This window comes from Rickettsiales bacterium, assembly GCA_035765535.1.
Classification (GTDB): Bacteria; Pseudomonadota; Alphaproteobacteria; order Rickettsiales; family JABCZZ01; genus JABCZZ01.
Map to the genome: position 1 here is coordinate 186,804 of DASTXE010000001.1, position 16,975 is coordinate 203,778.

At 51.4% G+C, this 16,975-nt stretch carries 10 protein-coding genes; 8 read left to right on the plus strand and 2 right to left on the minus strand.

Annotated elements, in window-relative coordinates; translation table 11 throughout:
- Positions 1-28: 28 nt before the first annotated feature.
- Positions 29-2,431 (plus strand): DNA topoisomerase (ATP-hydrolyzing) subunit B, encoded by a 2,403-nt coding sequence (gene gyrB, locus VFT64_00995; GenBank protein HEU5046399.1) that lies wholly within the window; start codon positions 29-31, stop codon positions 2,429-2,431.
- Between the two features lie 121 nt (positions 2,432-2,552).
- Here gyrB and dnaA read toward each other — a convergent pair whose 3' ends face one another.
- Both dnaA and rpsT read right to left on the minus strand, forming a co-directional pair.
- The gene (dnaA, locus tag VFT64_01000; protein ID HEU5046400.1) at positions 2,553-4,037 is read right to left on the minus strand and encodes a chromosomal replication initiator protein DnaA; all 1,485 of its coding nucleotides are present in this window, start codon (positions 4,035-4,037) and stop codon (positions 2,553-2,555) included.
- A 272-nt stretch (positions 4,038-4,309) separates the two neighbouring features.
- Positions 4,310-4,573 carry a 30S ribosomal protein S20 gene (gene rpsT, locus VFT64_01005; protein ID HEU5046401.1) on the minus strand — a complete coding sequence of 88 codons (264 nt, stop codon included), beginning with the start codon at positions 4,571-4,573 and terminating at the stop codon, positions 4,310-4,312.
- Between the two features lie 294 nt (positions 4,574-4,867).
- Here rpsT and VFT64_01010 point away from each other — a divergent pair, with 294 nt between their 5' ends.
- The 7 genes from VFT64_01010 to pelF all read left to right on the plus strand — a co-directional run bounded on the left by VFT64_01010 (position 4,868) and on the right by pelF (position 16,972).
- Complete coding sequence (locus VFT64_01010) at positions 4,868-5,791, plus strand: NAD-dependent epimerase/dehydratase family protein (protein HEU5046402.1); 924 nt, start codon at positions 4,868-4,870, stop codon at positions 5,789-5,791.
- Between the two features lie 2 nt (positions 5,792-5,793).
- A complete protein-coding gene (locus VFT64_01015; protein HEU5046403.1) occupies positions 5,794-8,142 on the plus strand; it encodes a hypothetical protein in 2,349 nt (782 codons plus the stop codon).
- 181 nt (positions 8,143-8,323) lie between these two features.
- Positions 8,324-11,554 (plus strand): tetratricopeptide repeat protein, encoded by a 3,231-nt coding sequence (locus VFT64_01020; protein HEU5046404.1) that lies wholly within the window; start codon positions 8,324-8,326, stop codon positions 11,552-11,554.
- A gap of 21 nt (positions 11,555-11,575) precedes the next feature.
- A complete protein-coding gene (locus tag VFT64_01025; GenBank protein HEU5046405.1) occupies positions 11,576-12,973 on the plus strand; it encodes a hypothetical protein in 1,398 nt (465 codons plus the stop codon).
- A gap of 18 nt (positions 12,974-12,991) precedes the next feature.
- Positions 12,992-14,368, plus strand: a complete 1,377-nt coding sequence (locus tag VFT64_01030; GenBank protein ID HEU5046406.1) for a GAF domain-containing protein — start codon at positions 12,992-12,994, stop codon at positions 14,366-14,368.
- On the plus strand, positions 14,349-15,488 hold the full coding sequence (locus tag VFT64_01035; GenBank protein HEU5046407.1) for a tetratricopeptide repeat protein: 1,140 nt from the start codon (positions 14,349-14,351) through the stop codon (positions 15,486-15,488). The genes VFT64_01030 and VFT64_01035 overlap by 20 nt, the downstream gene beginning before the upstream one ends.
- Entirely contained in the window at positions 15,485-16,972 is a 1,488-nt protein-coding gene (gene pelF, locus VFT64_01040; GenBank protein ID HEU5046408.1) for a GT4 family glycosyltransferase PelF, read from the plus strand. Before VFT64_01035 ends, pelF begins: the two co-directional genes overlap by 4 nt.
- Positions 16,973-16,975: the final 3 nt, after the last annotated feature.

Sequence of the window (16,975 nt, forward strand, 5' to 3'; positions counted from 1 at the left end):
CAGCGCAGAGTTGAAAGTGACCCCGGAAATGACAGCAGAAGATGCCTCGTACGGCGCCGATTCCATTAAAGTGCTCAAAGGGCTGGAGGCGGTGCGCAAACGCCCCGGCATGTATATCGGGGATACAGATGACGGTTCCGGCCTTCACCACATGGTCTACGAAGTGGTGGATAACGCCGTGGACGAAGCGCTCGCGGGACATTGCGACAAGGTGGAAGTCATCATCAATGCGGACGGTTCCTGCACCGTGACGGATAACGGCCGTGGTATCCCGACGGATATTCACGAAGGTGAAGGTGTTTCAGCCGCTGAAGTGATCATGACGCAGCTGCATGCTGGCGGTAAGTTCGACCAGAATTCCTATAAAGTCTCGGGCGGTCTGCACGGTGTGGGCGTATCGGTAGTGAACGCGTTATCCGACTGGCTGGTGCTGACAATCTGGCGCAACGGCAAAGAACATCGCATCCGTTTCGTTCGTGGCGAAGCAGAAGCCCCGCTGGTGGTTACCGGCGATGCAAACGGCAAGCGCGGTACGGCGGTAACATTCCTGCCCTCCAGGGATACGTTCGCCAACGTGGTTGATTTTGACTATGCGACACTCGAACATCGTCTGCGCGAGTTAGCGTTCCTGAATTCCGGTGTACGTATCTGCCTGAAAGATTTACGCCCTGCAGAGCCTGTCGAAGCAGAATTCTTTTATGAAGGTGGCACAAGCGCGTATGTGACCTATCTCGATCGCAGCAAAACCCCGCTGCATCCGGTGATCGCGGTGAGCGGCGAAAAGGACGGTATTTCGCTGGAAATCGCCATGCAGTGGAATGATTCCTACCACGAAAATATGCTGTGCTTTACCAACAATATCCGCCAGCGTGACGGCGGCACCCATCTGGTGGGCTTTCGCGCGGCGCTGACACGTATTGTAAATAATTACGCAGTGGAAAGTGGCATTGCGAAGAAAGAAAAAATTACCTTCTCCGGGGATGATGCGCGCGAAGGCCTGACCTGCGTGCTCTCGGTAAAAGTGCCTGACCCGAAATTCTCCTCGCAGACCAAGGATAAGCTGGTCAGTTCGGAAGTGCGCCCGGTCGTGGAAAACGTAGTGGCGGACAAGCTTGGCCAGTGGTTTGAAGAACATCCGCAGGAAGCGAAGAATATCGTCGGCAAAGTGATTGAAGCGGCAATCGCGCGTGAAGCCGCTCGCAAGGCCCGCGAACTGACACGCCGCAAAGGTGCGCTCGATATGGCGAGCCTGCCGGGTAAGCTCGCGGACTGCCAGGAACGCGATCCGGCCAAATCCGAACTCTTCATCGTAGAGGGGGATTCGGCAGGCGGTTCGGCCAAGCAGGGACGCAGCCGCGCCACGCAGGCGATCCTGCCGCTCAAAGGTAAAATCCTGAACGTCGAACGCGCGCGTTTCGACAAGATGCTCTCCTCAGCCGAAATCGGCACGCTGATCACGGCTATCGGCACCGGCATCGGGCAGGAAGAATTTAATATCGACAAGACCCGCTATCATAAGATCATCATCATGACCGACGCTGACGTGGACGGCTCGCATATCCGCACGCTGCTGCTCACATTCTTCTATCGTCAGATGCCTGCTATCATCGAACGCGGTTATCTCTATATCGCCCAGCCGCCGCTTTATAAAATCAAGCGCGGCACGCACGAAGCCTATTTGAAAGACGATGCGGCGCTGGAAGCCTATCTTGTGAAATCCGCACTGGATGAAGCGGAACTGAAAATTGCAGACGGCAAAACCATCGCAGGTGAAGAACTGGCTGTGTGGGTAAAAGAAAGCGCACGTATTGCAGAATACATAAAAACGCTCTCGCGTCGTATTCCGGTGAATGTTGTGGAAGCGGCAGTGCTGACGGGACTATTCGATGTGGATGTGACGGAAGATGTTGCAGCTGCGCGCGTGCCTGCATTTGTCGCTAAGGTAAATGAGCTTTCCAAGGATAGCGGCGGATGGCAGTGCAACGTGGAGAGCGCCGGTTATGTAGTGACGCGTAAGGTGCGTGGCGTGGAGGAGCGTTATGTGCTGGATGAAAAATTCTTCATGAGCAGGGAAGGGCGTGAACTGCATAACGCTTCTGCACAGTTGATGCAGCATTACGCTGCACCGCTGACCTTTGTGCGCAAGGGAACGGAAATCAGCGTTTCCACGCCGACTGCTTTATATAATGCCGTCATGGAAATCGGCAAGAAGGGATCTACCATCAACCGCTTCAAAGGTCTGGGGGAAATGAATCCGGAACAGCTCTGGGAAACCACCCTCAATCCGGAAGCCCGTACACTGCTGAAGGTCGAAGTGAAACACGCCGAAGATGCGGAAGAAGTGTTCACGACGCTGATGGGCGACGTGGTTGAACCGCGCCGCGACTTCATCGTCAGCAACGCACTGAGCGTGGCGAACCTGGACGTTTAATTCTATAATGGTGCGGCCCGTCATCGCGAGCCGCGTTAGCGCGTGGCGATCCAGAGCACCAGAGAATGACCTTGGAGTTTGTCAGTCATTGCAGCTTCTTCACAATGACATTGAGAGATAATTACGAATTCTGGCAGAAGATGCGCGTGAGCATCTCAATATCCTGCGCGAATTCGGCTTCTTCCTTGCACAGTTCTTCCACGCGTTTCACGGCATGCATGACAGTCGTGTGATCCTTACCGCCGAATTTCCGGCCGATTTCCGGCAGGCTCTTATTGGTGAGCTTCTTCGCCAGATACATGGCGACCTGACGCGGGCGTGCAACAGTGCGCGAGCGGCGCGCGGAATGCATGTCCGACACTTTCATATTGTAATGATTCGCCACCTGCTTCTGAATGTCTTCAATCGTGATGTGACGATCGTTGGCGCGCAGCAGATCATGCAGCACTTCCTGCGTATTTTCCAGCGTCACCGGGCGTCCGACCAGCGTGGAGTGAGCCACAACGCGGTTCAATGCGCCTTCGAGTTCGCGTACGTTCGAGGTAATCTTGTGTGCAAGGAACTCCAGCACTTTCTGCGGAATCATGATGCCCTGCATTTTTTCGACCTTGGACTGCAAAATGCCGAGGCGCAGTTCATAGGATGTTGCATGGATATCTGCCACCAGTCCCCAGCCGAGGCGCGAGCGAATACGCTCTTCCATGCCTTCAAGATCGGAAGGCGAACGGTCGCAGGAGATGATAAGCTGCTTGTTCTGGTCCACCAGCGCATTGAACGTATGGAAGAACTCTTCCTGCGTGGAGTCTTTGCCACTGATGAACTGCACATCGTCGATCATCAGCACGTCCACCGAGCGGAACTGCTCCTTGAACGCCAGCGCTTCTTTGAAACGCAGCGCGCGGATGAACTGGTACATGAATTTTTCAGCGGAAAGATAAATAACTTTACGTTCCGGATTCGTACGGCGGATATGCCAGGCGATTGAATGCATGAGATGGGTTTTGCCGAGTCCCACACCGCCATACAGGAAAAGCGGGTTACACCCCTGCATGACGACATCGTTCTCCGCCACACGCCGCGCTGCCGCATGGGCTAGTTCATTCGGTTTGGCAACGACGAAATTCTCGAATGTCAGGCGCGGATCGAGCAGAGCGCCCACATAAAGCGAGGAATCGCTCACCTCAATAGCGGCATTGCTGCTGGCTGCATTCTCAGGGGCAGTATGGAGTTCACGGGTAGGTGCGGCGGCTTCCTGAGCGGCTACTGTGGAAGAAGGCGATTCTGTCGTGTTTCTCTGTGGAGCAGGTTTGGGAGTGCCTGCCTGGCGCACACGCACCTCAACGGAAATCAGCGAAGGATCCTCGGCTTTCCACAAGCGCAGCATTTCGTCTGCATAATGCGACATGATCCATTCGCGCACGAAGCGCGTAGGCACCGTGAAGAAAACCTGTCTCGCTTCGCAATATTCATATTGGATTGAGTTGAACCAGCTTTTGAATGTGGCTTCACCTAAAGCGGCCTGCAGACGTCCTTTAACGCGTTCCCAGCTTTGGGATTTCTCAACGGAACGAGGACGCTCCATTTCCTGCAGGACAGTCGAACTCATACCTGCCCCCCGCAGAGGACGGGGAAGGACCGCAAAAAGGAATAAAGCCGTGCACCGTATGACGTATGCATGCCTGTAACATTCATTCTGGCTACTCCATTTTTATTCTTTTACCCTCTCAGTGAATGTAGGCCCGAGAGGATATTCAAGAGGAGTTTTTTTATTATTATTTTTATTAATGCAGTCTTATGCTGGCTGCTTAAAGGCAAAGAAATAGCGTTGCAGCAAAAGCGAATGCTGCGGATTGAGTTTAGAAATAACAGATATTCAGACTACGCGATGGCCTTAATCTTGGCGGACAAGCGGCTAACCTTACGCGATGCCGTTGCCAGTTTCAGAACGCCTTTATTGACACCGCTCATAATAACAGGCTGTGCTGCTTTAAGAGCATCCTGGGCTTCTGCTTTCTTACCGGATGCAACGGCCGCCTCGACCGCTTTCACAGCGGAACGGATCTGACTTACGCGCGCGCGGTTAACTTCAGTGCGGCGTTCAGTCTGACGAATGCGTTTCTCTGCCGATTTATGATGTGCCATCTTGCTTCAATTCCAATTATTTAATAAGTTAATTGCTTACGCCTTGTTTGGAACTGCAGCCTGTTCTGAAAGCCGCAGATTCAAACGAGGGAAAGCAATGCTATTGGGATTCGGGAGTTTTGTCAAGAACCATTCTTTCGCTTCAATGATGCCAGCAGTGCGGCAAATATGCCCCAGATGACTGGCTTATACGAGGGACGGGTATTTGGCGCTTGTGTTTTAATATTTAGTAGTTAATTTCGCCCTTTGTCAGGCCTTTAGGCCGGGCGCTCGGGAAGGTTGGGAAACGCTTTTATGCATTATCTGGTAACCGGCGGCTGTGGTTTTATAGGTTCGCACCTTATCGACCTTCTTGTAAATGACGGTCACACAGTGACGGTTATTGACGATCTTTCAACGGGAAAACGGGAAAATATCCCCGCCGGGGTTCGGCTGATAACCGCAGATATTACCGCGCCGGATGTATTTACTAATATAGTCACTACGGTAGACGGATGTTTTCATCTTGCGGCCATCGTTTCAGTCCAGAAGTCCTCGGAAGAATGGCTCAGAACCCATCAGGTGAATCAGAGCGGCACCGTAGCGCTGTTCGATGCGATTGCCAGAAGCAGGCGCCCCATCCCTGTAGTATATGCTTCTTCTGCCGCAACTTATGGTGATTGCGCAGATATCCCCTTGGGAGAGAGTTCTTCCTGTAATCCGCTTTCCGCTTACGGCCTGGATAAGCTGGCCTGCGAGTGGCAGGGGCGTGTCGCAGCGGGCATTCATGCTATTCCATCTGCGGGATTGCGCTTCTTTAATGTATATGGACCGCGGCAGGACCCAGCGTCACCGTATTCCGGGGTCATTTCCATCTTCGCAAGCCGCATGAAGCATAACCAGCCGGTCACTATCTTTGGCGACGGCGGCCAAACGCGTGACTTTATTTATGTTGGCGATATCGTGCGCGGCTTGTTCCTGGCGATGCAGGGGCTTGAGCGCAAGGCATTAATATGTGGCGTGCTTAATCTCTGCACGGGGATGGAAACTTCTGTGAATGAACTTGCGCAGACCATTGCCCGTATCACCGGTACACAATCCGCTATCACCCATGCACCAGCAAGGGTAGGAGATATACGAATTTCACTGGGCAATCCGCAGGCGGCTCGCGAAGCAATTGGCTTCAGTGCGGTGACTGCGTTGAAGGATGGCTTGGAACTGACTCTGAAGGAACTTTAATTATGCGCTATATTATAGGCTTCATTCTCGCCTGCTTGCTATGCTCCAATGCCTATGCGGCGCAAAATGCCACACCGCGCGTGCTGCTGGCGCTGTATGACAGCCGTATCGACGCAAACCCGCGCACGGCAGCTATCCATAATTTTCTGGAGCTGCCTGCAAACCATCTGGGGTATGATATCCATTATGCGGATGTTATGTCGCCATTGCCGGATGTGGGCAGTGACGTGGCAGGTGTGGTGCTGTGGTTCGATGTCGGCACGGCAGTTCCCGAAATTCCTCCCTACCTTGCATGGCTGCAGAATGTAGTGAGGCAGCATAAGAAGCTTCTCATCATTGAGAATCCCGGGGTGGATGCTGCCACGCTGAAAGATCCCAAAGAAATTGAAAAATGGAACAGCATCCTGGGGTATATCGGTGTGCAGGACGATACGAGCTGGAACCAGTTTACCTATGGTTCACAGATAGCTTATATCGATAACAAGATGATGGGGTTCGAACGTAAGATCACCCCACCATATCCTCCTTTGTCGGGCTTCCACATTCTTCCGGGGGACAGGGCGGTGAGCTATCTGCGCATGCATGTAGGCGGCGTGGAGAAAGATGAAAATTTCGACATGGCCGTCACGAGTGCGAACGGCGGGTTCATTGCGCAAGGATATGCTATCTATACGGATGCGAAGATAGAGCAGGGCAAGGAAAAGATAGTGCAGGAATGGATCGTCAATCCGTTCCGTTTCCTGCGGGAGGCGCTTAATCCGGCGATTACGCCCATTCCGGATAACACCACGATGGACGGCAAACGCATTTTCTATGCGCATATTGACGGTGACGGCTGGAATAATATTTCGGAAATTGAGCCTTATCACGCCAATAACAGTATCTCTTCTGATGTAATTTATAAAGAGATACTGAAAGGCTACCCGCAATTTGGCTTCAGCGTAGGTGTGATTTCGGAAGATGTGGATAAGGATTGTTTTGCTGTGCCCACGAGCGAGCAGGTGGCACGCGCGATATTTGCATTGCCAAACGTAGAACCTGCCAGCCATACCTATAGCCATCCTATTTACTGGGGATTCTTCCAGGACTACACGCCGGAAAAAGAGAAGCCCTTGCTGAAATATTATCCGCCGAAACCAGAAGTAAAGTTCTCGGCGATACAAACGCTGCAAAGAAAACTGTTTGGCGGCAATGTGGACTGGTCGAAACAATATTCGCAGGATGCCAAAGCCAAGCAGAAAGCGGACATCGATAATTATAACAAGCTGGCGACGCCGGAGCCGCGCAAGCATAACCGCAAGATCAAAACGGAAGCGGAAATCCTGAAAGAAGTGGATTACATGCCCCGCAGCTATGCCTGCTCGCCATATAATCTGAAACAGGAGTTTGAAGGTTCCATTGCGGTCGCGCAGAGCCTTTCGCCCCCCAATAAGAAGGTGAAGCTGATACAATGGCCAGGCGATACCAGCCCGTATGAAGAGGCGCTGGCCGAGTCACGTAAATATGGCTTGCTGAATATCAATGGCGGCGACTCGCGATTCGATGAAGAGTTTCCTTCCTATTCCTTTGTGGCGCCAATAGGCATCCGTATAGGAAAAGAATTGCAAATTTATTCCTCAAATAGCAATGAAGAGACCTACACGGACGATTGGAGCGACAGGTTCTATGGCTTCCGCTATTTACAGGCGACGGTAAAGAGCACGGAAAGCCCCATGCGTGTCAGTCCGTTTAACATTTATTTCCATATGTTCTCCGGTCAGAAGCTGGCGAGCCTCAATGCGGTGAAGGAAAATCTGGATTTCGCCGGAAAGCAGGACATTATGCCTATGACGGCGGGAGATTACGCGGAAATAGCCGAGGGGTTCTTTACCGCTCAGATTGTACCTGCAGGCAATTTGGCATGGCATATTCGCAACCGCGGAGAGTTAGGAACAGTCCGCTTTGATAATGCGGACGATTTAAGCGTCAATTTCGCAGCTTCACGCGGCGTGCTGGGAGAAGAATTGTACCAGCATAGCTTATATGTAGCCCTGGATCCTGCTGAAAAAGACGCGTATGTGGCACTCAGAAAAACTAAGATAGGGCATAATGAAGAGCCATACCTGATGGAAAGCAGCTGGAAAGTGAGTAATCTGCAGCGTGAGGGCAGGGAAGTCAGCTTTAATGCGCAAGGATATGGCACTGGAAATCTTGCATGGCATTGGAAGCCGAATGCGGAATATACTATCTTTATGACGCAACGAGGAAAAACATCGCAAATACGGGTAAAATCGGACAAACAAGGCGCATTGCGCTTTGCTGTCCCACTGCCAGGGGCAGGCGATAAAGTGGCGCTGCGTATAAGGCTCTAATTACATGATTTAAAAAGGTTATTTGTGTTATTTTAGGTGTATCACTGATGCCGGAATGACACACACTAAAAGTTGTTCTGTTAAGCGATTTTAATTTTTGAGTTGAATAAAAAATATTTTCTATATATGGTGCGCCGGCGCAAAATCTTAAGATTTCATCAACTAATGCGAATAGTGTAACATGCTCTTTAAGAAACAGTATCTTATCATAGGGATAATTGCTATCGCCGCCGTTCTGGCGAGTTTCCTGCTTATCCCCCATACTAAAGAATTAGCGTTGATGGAAATGAAGGATAAGCATTTCGAAGAAGCGCGCACTGCCTATGAAAAAGAGCTGTCGGCTGGCACGCTGGACATGGAAGTGGCTAATAACCTTAGCAATCTTTATCTCCAGAAGGGCGACGTCAACAAAGCAATTGAAGTTATTGAAAAATTCGTACAGGCCCATCCGACCGACCTGGATGCGCGTACCCGCCTTGGAACATTGTATCAATATGCTCAACGTTCGGATGATTATCTGCGTAACCTGGAAGAAATTAATAAACTGAAGCCGACCTCAGAAAATCTGACAACCCTGTCGGACATTTATAACTTCAAAGGCGAATACGATAAACAGGCTCAGACGCTTAAAGAGCTTATTCTTACGGAAAAAGGTAAGAATCCCCAGCATTTTGTTGACCTTGCTAATATTCAGGCTTCCAATCACGATTATACAAACGCAATCGCTACGCTTCGCGATCTGCAGAAAACCGATCCGGAACATTTCACGTATCAGAATGAGTTGTTCCTTGTGTCCCTGCTGTTTGATAATAAGCAGCCTGACGAAGCAGCAAAAGCGGCGACTGAATGGGTAAACACACATGAGAATCCTGAGCAGGCGGCTGAACTGATCAATATGGTGCATTACAGAGGCAACCTCGCCATGGGTGAGGCGCTGATGGGCCATTTCACGGAAGCGCAGATCGATGCCAACCCCAAGCTGCTGGAAGCATATATCTATATTGAGCAGTCCGAAGGCAAGGACGATGATGCATATAACCGCCTTAAGACCTTGTTCGAAGCAAAGAAATTGCCGCAGCCGCTGGCGGGTAACCTGCTGCTGCTCGCTGCGACCCGCGGTGACAGAAAGCTGGCCAATGAAGTAATTCAGGGCGTGCCGCTGAACACCATGCAGGATACGCAGGTATTGAGCCTTATTGAAATCGCAATTACCCAGAGGGATTCAACCCTGCTTGCGCATATCTCGGATAATTTCCGCGGAGAAGAAAACGAAAAGCAGCATCCGATCGTGGTGGCTGCGCTGGCGATTGCCAATAAAAGCGAACGGGCTGCGATGCTGCTGGCCCGTCTGGATACGCTGGGCTTCTCCCATGAACAGACATTGCGTATTGCGCATATCTGCGCGCATTACAAGCGCGTTGAATGCACGGAACATCTGTTGGGCAATCTGCCGGAACAGAGCAAGCTGACGGATTCCGAAGTAGCGACCGTGGGCGACATCTATCTGCAGCTGCATCAGTACGACAAAGGTGCTGACTATCTTACGAAAGCACTGGAAACCCGTAAATCCGTGGATATTGAAAAGCTGCTGGTGCAGATTGATGCGGCTCGTGGCAGGACCAAGGAAGTCGAAGCCTGGGTAGATGCACATCCGTCTGAGATGAATACGCGCTTCCTCAACGACCTCTATTATTCTGCTTATGACAATGGCCGTTATAATACCGCTATTCGCGTGGCGCAGATCTGGCGCAGTAAATATAACGGTGGCAATGCGGCGACCGGTTTGATTGCCGATGCCAGCGTGCGCGCAGGCAAGTATGAAGACGCAGTCAAAATTCTGCGTGGTCTTCCCTCCATGTCTCGCGACGAGGAAAATAATTACCTGACGGCGCTTACGAAGCTTTCCCGTCGTAAACCGGCATACCGCAAGGAGATGGTGGATTATGCAACCCGCAAGCTTTCTTCGGGAACGGCGCCGCGCAAGCAGAGGCTGGATATATTGCATGCGCTTCTGGATGTAAACGAGACCGATGTAGCAATGCCTTACATCAAGGACGAAGCACTGAAGTCAGGTGGAGAGTGGAATACCCTGTATGCGGAATTGCTGGATAAGCGCGGTCGTCATGACGAAGCACGCAAATTCTGGTTGGCGGCCCTGAGAGAATCGTCTCCGAGGGAGCAGGAAGATATTGCCTATGTGTTGCTGGATAACGGCTATAAGGATGATGCTGAACCCGTCTTTGCAAAACTGGCGCTGAACCCGACCCTGAATGCGAAAGACCATAACGATGTACTGGCGGAACTGCTGTATATCTGGGGACCGCGTCCCGAGCCGGATCAGATGCAGTGGATCGAAAAGCGCTACCAGGAAGCAAGCCTGCAGGGCAAAAAATACTGGGCGTCTCAGATCGGCAATCTTGGAACCGAAGATTACCTTATCGCTTTCGAAGAACGTCATCCTGAGAGCATAACGCTCAGCCCTGAAATGGCAGCTTCATATTTCGATGCTCTTGCAGACGAAGGAAAGATGCGTGAAAAAGGCGCATATTTTATTGCCAATGCCAAGAGCACGGGAAATACGGATCTGCTGCGTAAATATGCTGAAGTGGCGCAGGACAGGGGATTCAAACGCGAATCACGTAGTGCTTATGAGACAATCGTGGCAATCCAGCCGTCTGATAATTCTGCAGTGCTGGACAGCGGCTTATCTACGTTCGATCTGGCGGATTATACCTCTACCAAGCGTTATCTGGATACCTACATTAAGCGCAACGAATCTGCTGGCGGTAATGATCCCCAGGCATATGTGGCCTATTTCTACTACGGCGAAGTTACACGCCGCGGTGGCGATCTGCCCAGTGCACAGCCTTACTATCTCAAGACGCTTGCACTTATGGATAGCAACCATGTGCAGGACGCACCGGATACCATGTCTATCCGTGCCCAGAGCCAGCTATGGGCAGGACAGAAGGCAGAAGGTCTGAGAACCGTTGATGCTGCCGTCAAGCAATATCCGCAGAATATGGAAATGCGTGAAGCGCTTGTCGAGGCGTTGATGGAGGATCATGAATATGGCAAGGCCAGGGCGCTCTTAAAGAAACCGCTGGGTGCAAACAAGCAGCGCACCTTCGTAAGCGTAGCGGATATTCCGGGCCTGACGACTCCGATCAAACAGTACCGTCTGTCCAAGAATAAGAAGAAGCTCCTGATTCGTTTTGCTAAGCATGTTAAGGATGCGGATGTTGAGAAATTAGAGCGTCTTCCTTGGGTAAGCTACGTCAACGACGGTTACGATGCTGTCCTGGTGGTCACACTCCCCGAATATAAATTCCATGTAAATGCAGACGAGTTGCATTCTACTACCCAGGCAGGTAGTAATGATATTCGTGTTGCGCCTGTCGCAAATCATTAATTGGATTTAAAGGTTCCGCGCATGAAATCGAAAAAGAGAATACAGGGTAAAACAAGGGTGGTGTTAACCGGTCTGTGTGCGTCTGTGCTGGTTTCTGCGCCTGCCTGCAATGCAGCTGTTTATGGTAGTGCTGCACCCCATGATTTAGGCATACAGCCTTTCCACCTGCCCGAAGAAAACAAGTCGGGCGAAGATCTCTCTACATTACGGGTTGTAGGCGATGAATCCAATCAGGATGAAACAGCCAACCCAAATAATACGCTGCGATATAAATTGCTGGAAGCGCGTCTGAATTTGGAAACAGGCCGTATTTATGATGCAACCAAGCAGCTCAATACCTGGCTCGAACAGCCGGAATACAAAGACAATTCTGAATTGCTGGGCTTTACGGCGAATGCTGAAAACTTCGGCGGCAACTGGCCTTATGCAACGGAGCTTCTGGAAAAAGCCCACACACTGGCTCCTGAAAATCAGGATGTGACCGATCTGCTGGACGATATTCGCCGCACCGATGCGCAGAATGTTCATATCGGATATGACTGGATCAAATACGGCCATTCGCTCGAAGACATAATAACGGTGGGCGGCTTCGTTAATGCGCCCAACCATTTGCAGTTCGGCGGTGAAATAAAAGAAAATTATACGATGGGCCGGTCATTGCGTCTGTCGAACGGGAATGTGGGTGACGCCAATGCGAATAGAATGCAGGGCGAAGTCTACGGAGAATATTCTGTTCAGAACGGCCAGCGCATCAAAGGCGCAATCTTTGGCAATAACGATACGGCAGGTGTCGGTGGCTATTACGGTTTCCTTAATCCGCTCGGTCGCACAACACTGAGCGCGGAATATCACCGCCCGTACTGGGATATTCCGGAAGGCGTACTGGATCAGACCACCCGTGACCGGATCGAAGTGGATCATGTGGTGAAGCCGAACAATAAACTGACCTTCGAAGGCGATATCGCAGCGAACCGCTATAACGTAGAGCAGGAAACGAACGTAGCTGAGTCCATCAGCGGTGATTTCAATGTCGTTTACCGCCTGTTCGACGAAGTGAAATACCACAAACCGTTCCTGGATCTGGGATACAATATTGATGCAGAATATATGCGCTCGCAAAAAGACAGCATAGACAGCGATGGCGAATTAACTCATATATTCCCATTATTCTCCCGTCAGATTCACACCCCGTTTGCCGAAGTCGGGTATGATTTCAATCCGTCGACTTATGGCACGGCAACTGCCGGGTATGAATTCGATATGCTCAGCAATAATAGCGGACCGGCGCTGAGTGCAAAGATAGACCACGAGCTGAATAATGCTTTCGACGTGGAAGCTCACGCCAGCTACGGGCTGGATTCAGCTAATTCGGCTAGTACGATCACCACGCTCGGTGGCTCGTTGCGGTATAGATTCTAACTTTCCAATGGAAATGATATGCAGACTGTAGAAATGACCAAAGATTCTTACACTCCTCCGGAGCGCCCCACCATACTGGGGATGCGTCTTTCGGCATTGCTGGAGATCGCCATCGCGCTTGTCGTGATGCTGCTGATCGATGCAATATGGCTGGACCATACACGCTATTGGAGCTTCAATCCGCATCCGTTTTGGTTTGTAGTATTGTTCATTGCCTGCAAATACGGGACGAAAGAGGGCGTAATTGCAGCGGTGTTCTCAAGCATCGCACTGCTTTATGGCAACATGCCTGAGCACACGATCTCCCAGGATTCCTACGCGTATCTTCTGTACGCTTTGAAACTGCCCATTCTGTGGCTGGTGTCGGCAGTGGCGTTCGGCGAACTGCGTATGATGCATATCCGTGAGCGTGGTTTCCTGGAATCCTCGCTGAAAGAATCCGAAGGTCGCGAGCAGAGCATTGCCTCCTCCTACCAGCGCGTCAAAACGCTGAAGGATCAGTTGGAAATGCGTATGGCCGGCCAGCTCCGTTCATCTATTTCTGCATACCATGCAGCTAAGTCGATGGAAACGCTGAGCCCGACCGAAGTTCTCAAGGGTCTGGAAGATCTGGTGAACGCTTCGCTGTATCCGGAACAATTCTCCGTATACCTGCTCAACAACAACAGCCTTGATGTGGCACTTACGCATGGCTGGAAAGAGGAAGATAAGCTTCTGCGCAGCATTCCCTCCAATAATGCGATCTATCAGTATATCGTTGCCCGCCAGGAAATTCTGTCCGTGATCAACAGTGAACATGAGCGCGTACTGGGTGGGCAGGCTATTCTTGCCGGTCCGCTGCTGGATAAGGAAACGGGCGCAGTTGTGGGCATGCTCAAAATTGAAAGAATGAACCTGAGCGACCTGCACTTAAGCAATATCGAAGCCTTCGGAACCATCTGCGAATGGGCTGCGCTTGCGATGATCAACGCCAACAAGTACCAGACGGCGAAAAGCGGCAGCATCATCAATCCGGATCATAACCTGTTTACGCAGAGCTACTTCACGCGTTATACGGACTATATCCGTTCGCTGGCTGAGCGTGTCCGTTTCGACGTGTCGATGATCGCGGTCAAGCTTGCCAATGCGGAAAACTTCGACGAAGCAACCCATACGCGCATTGCACGTGCACTGGGCGATTCGGTTGACAGCGTATTGCGTAAAGTAGACCTTGCGTTCGATCACCATGAAAAGAACGATGAGTATACGATCATGCTGCCGACGACCAATCGTCAGGGAGCTCAGGTCGTAGTGGAAAAGATCCGCAGCGCGCTTGACAGCAACCTCGGAAAGATTGCGAAAAACGCTAACTTCACCTTCACTGTTCAGACGGTATATGAGAAACGCGCAAAATAAAACCTTATCCAGTGGCGATCCCATTGCGGTAGAGGCGGCCAGAGCGGTCAGCAAATACCTCATGCCGGCGGATATTCACGAAGCCAAACGTGAGAAATCGTCCGGCTATGTTGCCCTTATCACAGGCATCATTCTGTGCCCGCTGGAGTTTTTCCTGCTGTACGGTGTGCTGACGCATGAAGTATCGGTGCTGCTGGGCTTTATTCTGCATGTAGCAATCGTATTGGCTCTGGCATTCTGCGTATATGTAATGTCGCAGGGTGCGGAGAAGAAATTTGTGTTCCTGCTCCTGATCTCAGTGATGACTACAGGGCCGTTCGGTGCTGCAGGCACGATACTGACTGTATTAACTCACCTGTGGTATACGCAGCATGCGATGGCTTTTGAAGAATGGTTCAGCAGCATATTTCCCAAACAGCCGCAGACGACCGCGCAGCGCATCCATGAAAATATTCTGACCGGCCGTGATGAAGCTGCACAGCAATATAGCGTCATCTCTTTTATGGACGTTATCTCGTTCGGAAGCGAAGCGCAGAAGCGCCAGGCGCTTTCCAAGGCAACATCCAATTTCCAGCCTAACTTTGCGCCGCTGTTCCATAAGGCGCTCAGGGATCACAGCAACACGATCCGCGTGCTCGCAGCAACCGGCATTAGTAAGATTGAATCCCAGTTCCTCGAACGGATGATGCAGCTCACGGAATTGAAATCTGTACGTAGCAAAGATCCTCTGGTCGTATGGGCGGTGGCTGAACATTACGACAATTATGCCTATACGGGCCTGCTTGATTTCGACCGCGAGTTGAATAACCGCCAGAAAGCGCTGGCGCATTACCAGGAATATCTCCAGTTGAAGCCGGATGATATCGAAGCGCGCAACCGCATCGGTCGTATCCTCATGCGCAATAAGGAATACGAAAAAGCATGTGAATGGCTGCATAAATGCATCGCGCAGGGCTACAGTTCCGAGTCCATCTCCCAGTGGTACAGCGAAGCGCTCTTTGCCTGTGGCCGCTATGAAGATCTGCGCCGTTACCGCAGCGGTGTCGTTCTGCCGCAGAGCGGCAATCAGAATACAACGCTGAGGGATGCTCTGGCGTTATGGTCGGGAAGTAAAGTATGAACGCAAATGATAAAGTAGACGTCTGCCTCATTCTGGAGGGCAGCTATCCGTATGTTGCAGGCGGCGTGTCCACCTGGACGCACGACATGATTCTGCAGAACAGCCATCTGAAATTCCACGTGGTGTCGATTCTGGCGCGCGACGACAAACCCAAGCTGCGCTATGAACTGCCAAAGAACGTCACCGGAACGACGACCATTCATCTCCAGCATATGCCGGTCGGTGGCACTATCCCGCCGTATAAAGCGGAGAAAATGTTTGAAAATATCCGCAATCCTCTGATCCATATGACCACAGGCAAAGCGTCGCTGCGCGACCTGCGTCAGATCATGGAAGCGGTTGCTCCTTATGAAGGCAAGCTCGGCAGCAAAATGCTGCTCGACAGCGAAGAGGCTTGGAACCTGACGGTTTCCATGTATGAAGCTTCTTTCTCTCAAAGCTCGCTGCTGGATTATTTCTGGTCCTGGCGTTCGATCGTTGCAGGTCTTTACAGCCTCATGATTGCCGATCTCCCGCAGGCACGCTGCTATCATGCATTGAGCACTGGCTATGCCGGGATATTGGGCGCGTACGCGAAAATCAAAACCGGTCGTCCTTTGATCCTGACCGAGCACGGCATCTATACGAACGAGCGCCGTATTGAGATTGCAGCAGCAAACTGGCTGGAAGAAACTGCTTCTCAGGCAATGACGATCGACCGCACGCGTTTCAACCTGCGTGACCTCTGGAACGAAACCTTTACCAATTATTCGCGCATCTGCTACCAGGCGTGCGACCATATTATCACGCTGTTCGGTGGCAACCAGGAAGCGCAGATCATGGACGGCGGTGATCCGGCCAAAATGCGCATTGTTCCCAATGGTGTTGACGTGGAACTATACGGTTCGCTCGGCCATAAGGACCACCCGAATCCTACTGTGGCATTCATCGGCCGCGTGGTGCCGATTAAGGATGTGAAAAACTTCCTGCGCGCCATGGCCGCTTTGAGTCGCAGCATTCCTGATCTCAAGGTATTGCTGATGGGGCCGACGGACGAGGACCCGGACTATTACGAAGAGTGCAAGAATATCGTCGAATATTTTGCTCTCGACAAGATAGTGACCTTTACCGGCCGTGTGGATATTAAGCGTTACCTGCCGGAAATCGATGTGCTGGTTTCCAGCAGCATCAGCGAAGCGCAACCTTTGTCGATTCTTGAAGTCGGCGCAAACGGCATTCCGACCGTGGCTACGGATGTCGGTGCATGCCGTGAAATTCTTCTCGGCAAGGATGATGAAAATCCCGCGCTTGGCGCTGGCGGTGTTGTTGTATCGCCTTCCAATCCGCAGGCTCTGGCGGAAGGCGTCTTCTCCTTGCTGACGGACGAAGCATTCTATGAAAAATGCAGCAATGCGATCCGTACACGCGTGCTGACCTATTACAATAAACAAAGTCAGTATGTTGCTTACAAAGATATATATGACTCATGCAGGAAAAAAGGATAACCG

Bases quoted from the DNA above. Each gene is read 5' to 3' on its own strand.
- gyrB (HEU5046399.1), top strand. From the start codon at position 29: ATGACAGCAGAAGATGCCTCGTACGGCGCCGATTCCATTAAAGTGCTC.
- dnaA (HEU5046400.1), bottom strand. From the start codon at position 4,037: ATGAGTTCGACTGTCCTGCAGGAAATGGAGCGTCCTCGTTCCGTTGAG.
- rpsT (HEU5046401.1), bottom strand. From the start codon at position 4,573: ATGGCACATCATAAATCGGCAGAGAAACGCATTCGTCAGACTGAACGC.
- VFT64_01010 (HEU5046402.1), top strand. From the start codon at position 4,868: ATGCATTATCTGGTAACCGGCGGCTGTGGTTTTATAGGTTCGCACCTT.
- VFT64_01015 (HEU5046403.1), top strand. From the start codon at position 5,794: ATGCGCTATATTATAGGCTTCATTCTCGCCTGCTTGCTATGCTCCAAT.
- VFT64_01020 (HEU5046404.1), top strand. From the start codon at position 8,324: ATGCTCTTTAAGAAACAGTATCTTATCATAGGGATAATTGCTATCGCC.
- VFT64_01025 (HEU5046405.1), top strand. From the start codon at position 11,576: ATGAAATCGAAAAAGAGAATACAGGGTAAAACAAGGGTGGTGTTAACC.
- VFT64_01030 (HEU5046406.1), top strand. From the start codon at position 12,992: ATGCAGACTGTAGAAATGACCAAAGATTCTTACACTCCTCCGGAGCGC.
- VFT64_01035 (HEU5046407.1), top strand. From the start codon at position 14,349: ATGAGAAACGCGCAAAATAAAACCTTATCCAGTGGCGATCCCATTGCG.
- pelF (HEU5046408.1), top strand. From the start codon at position 15,485: ATGAACGCAAATGATAAAGTAGACGTCTGCCTCATTCTGGAGGGCAGC.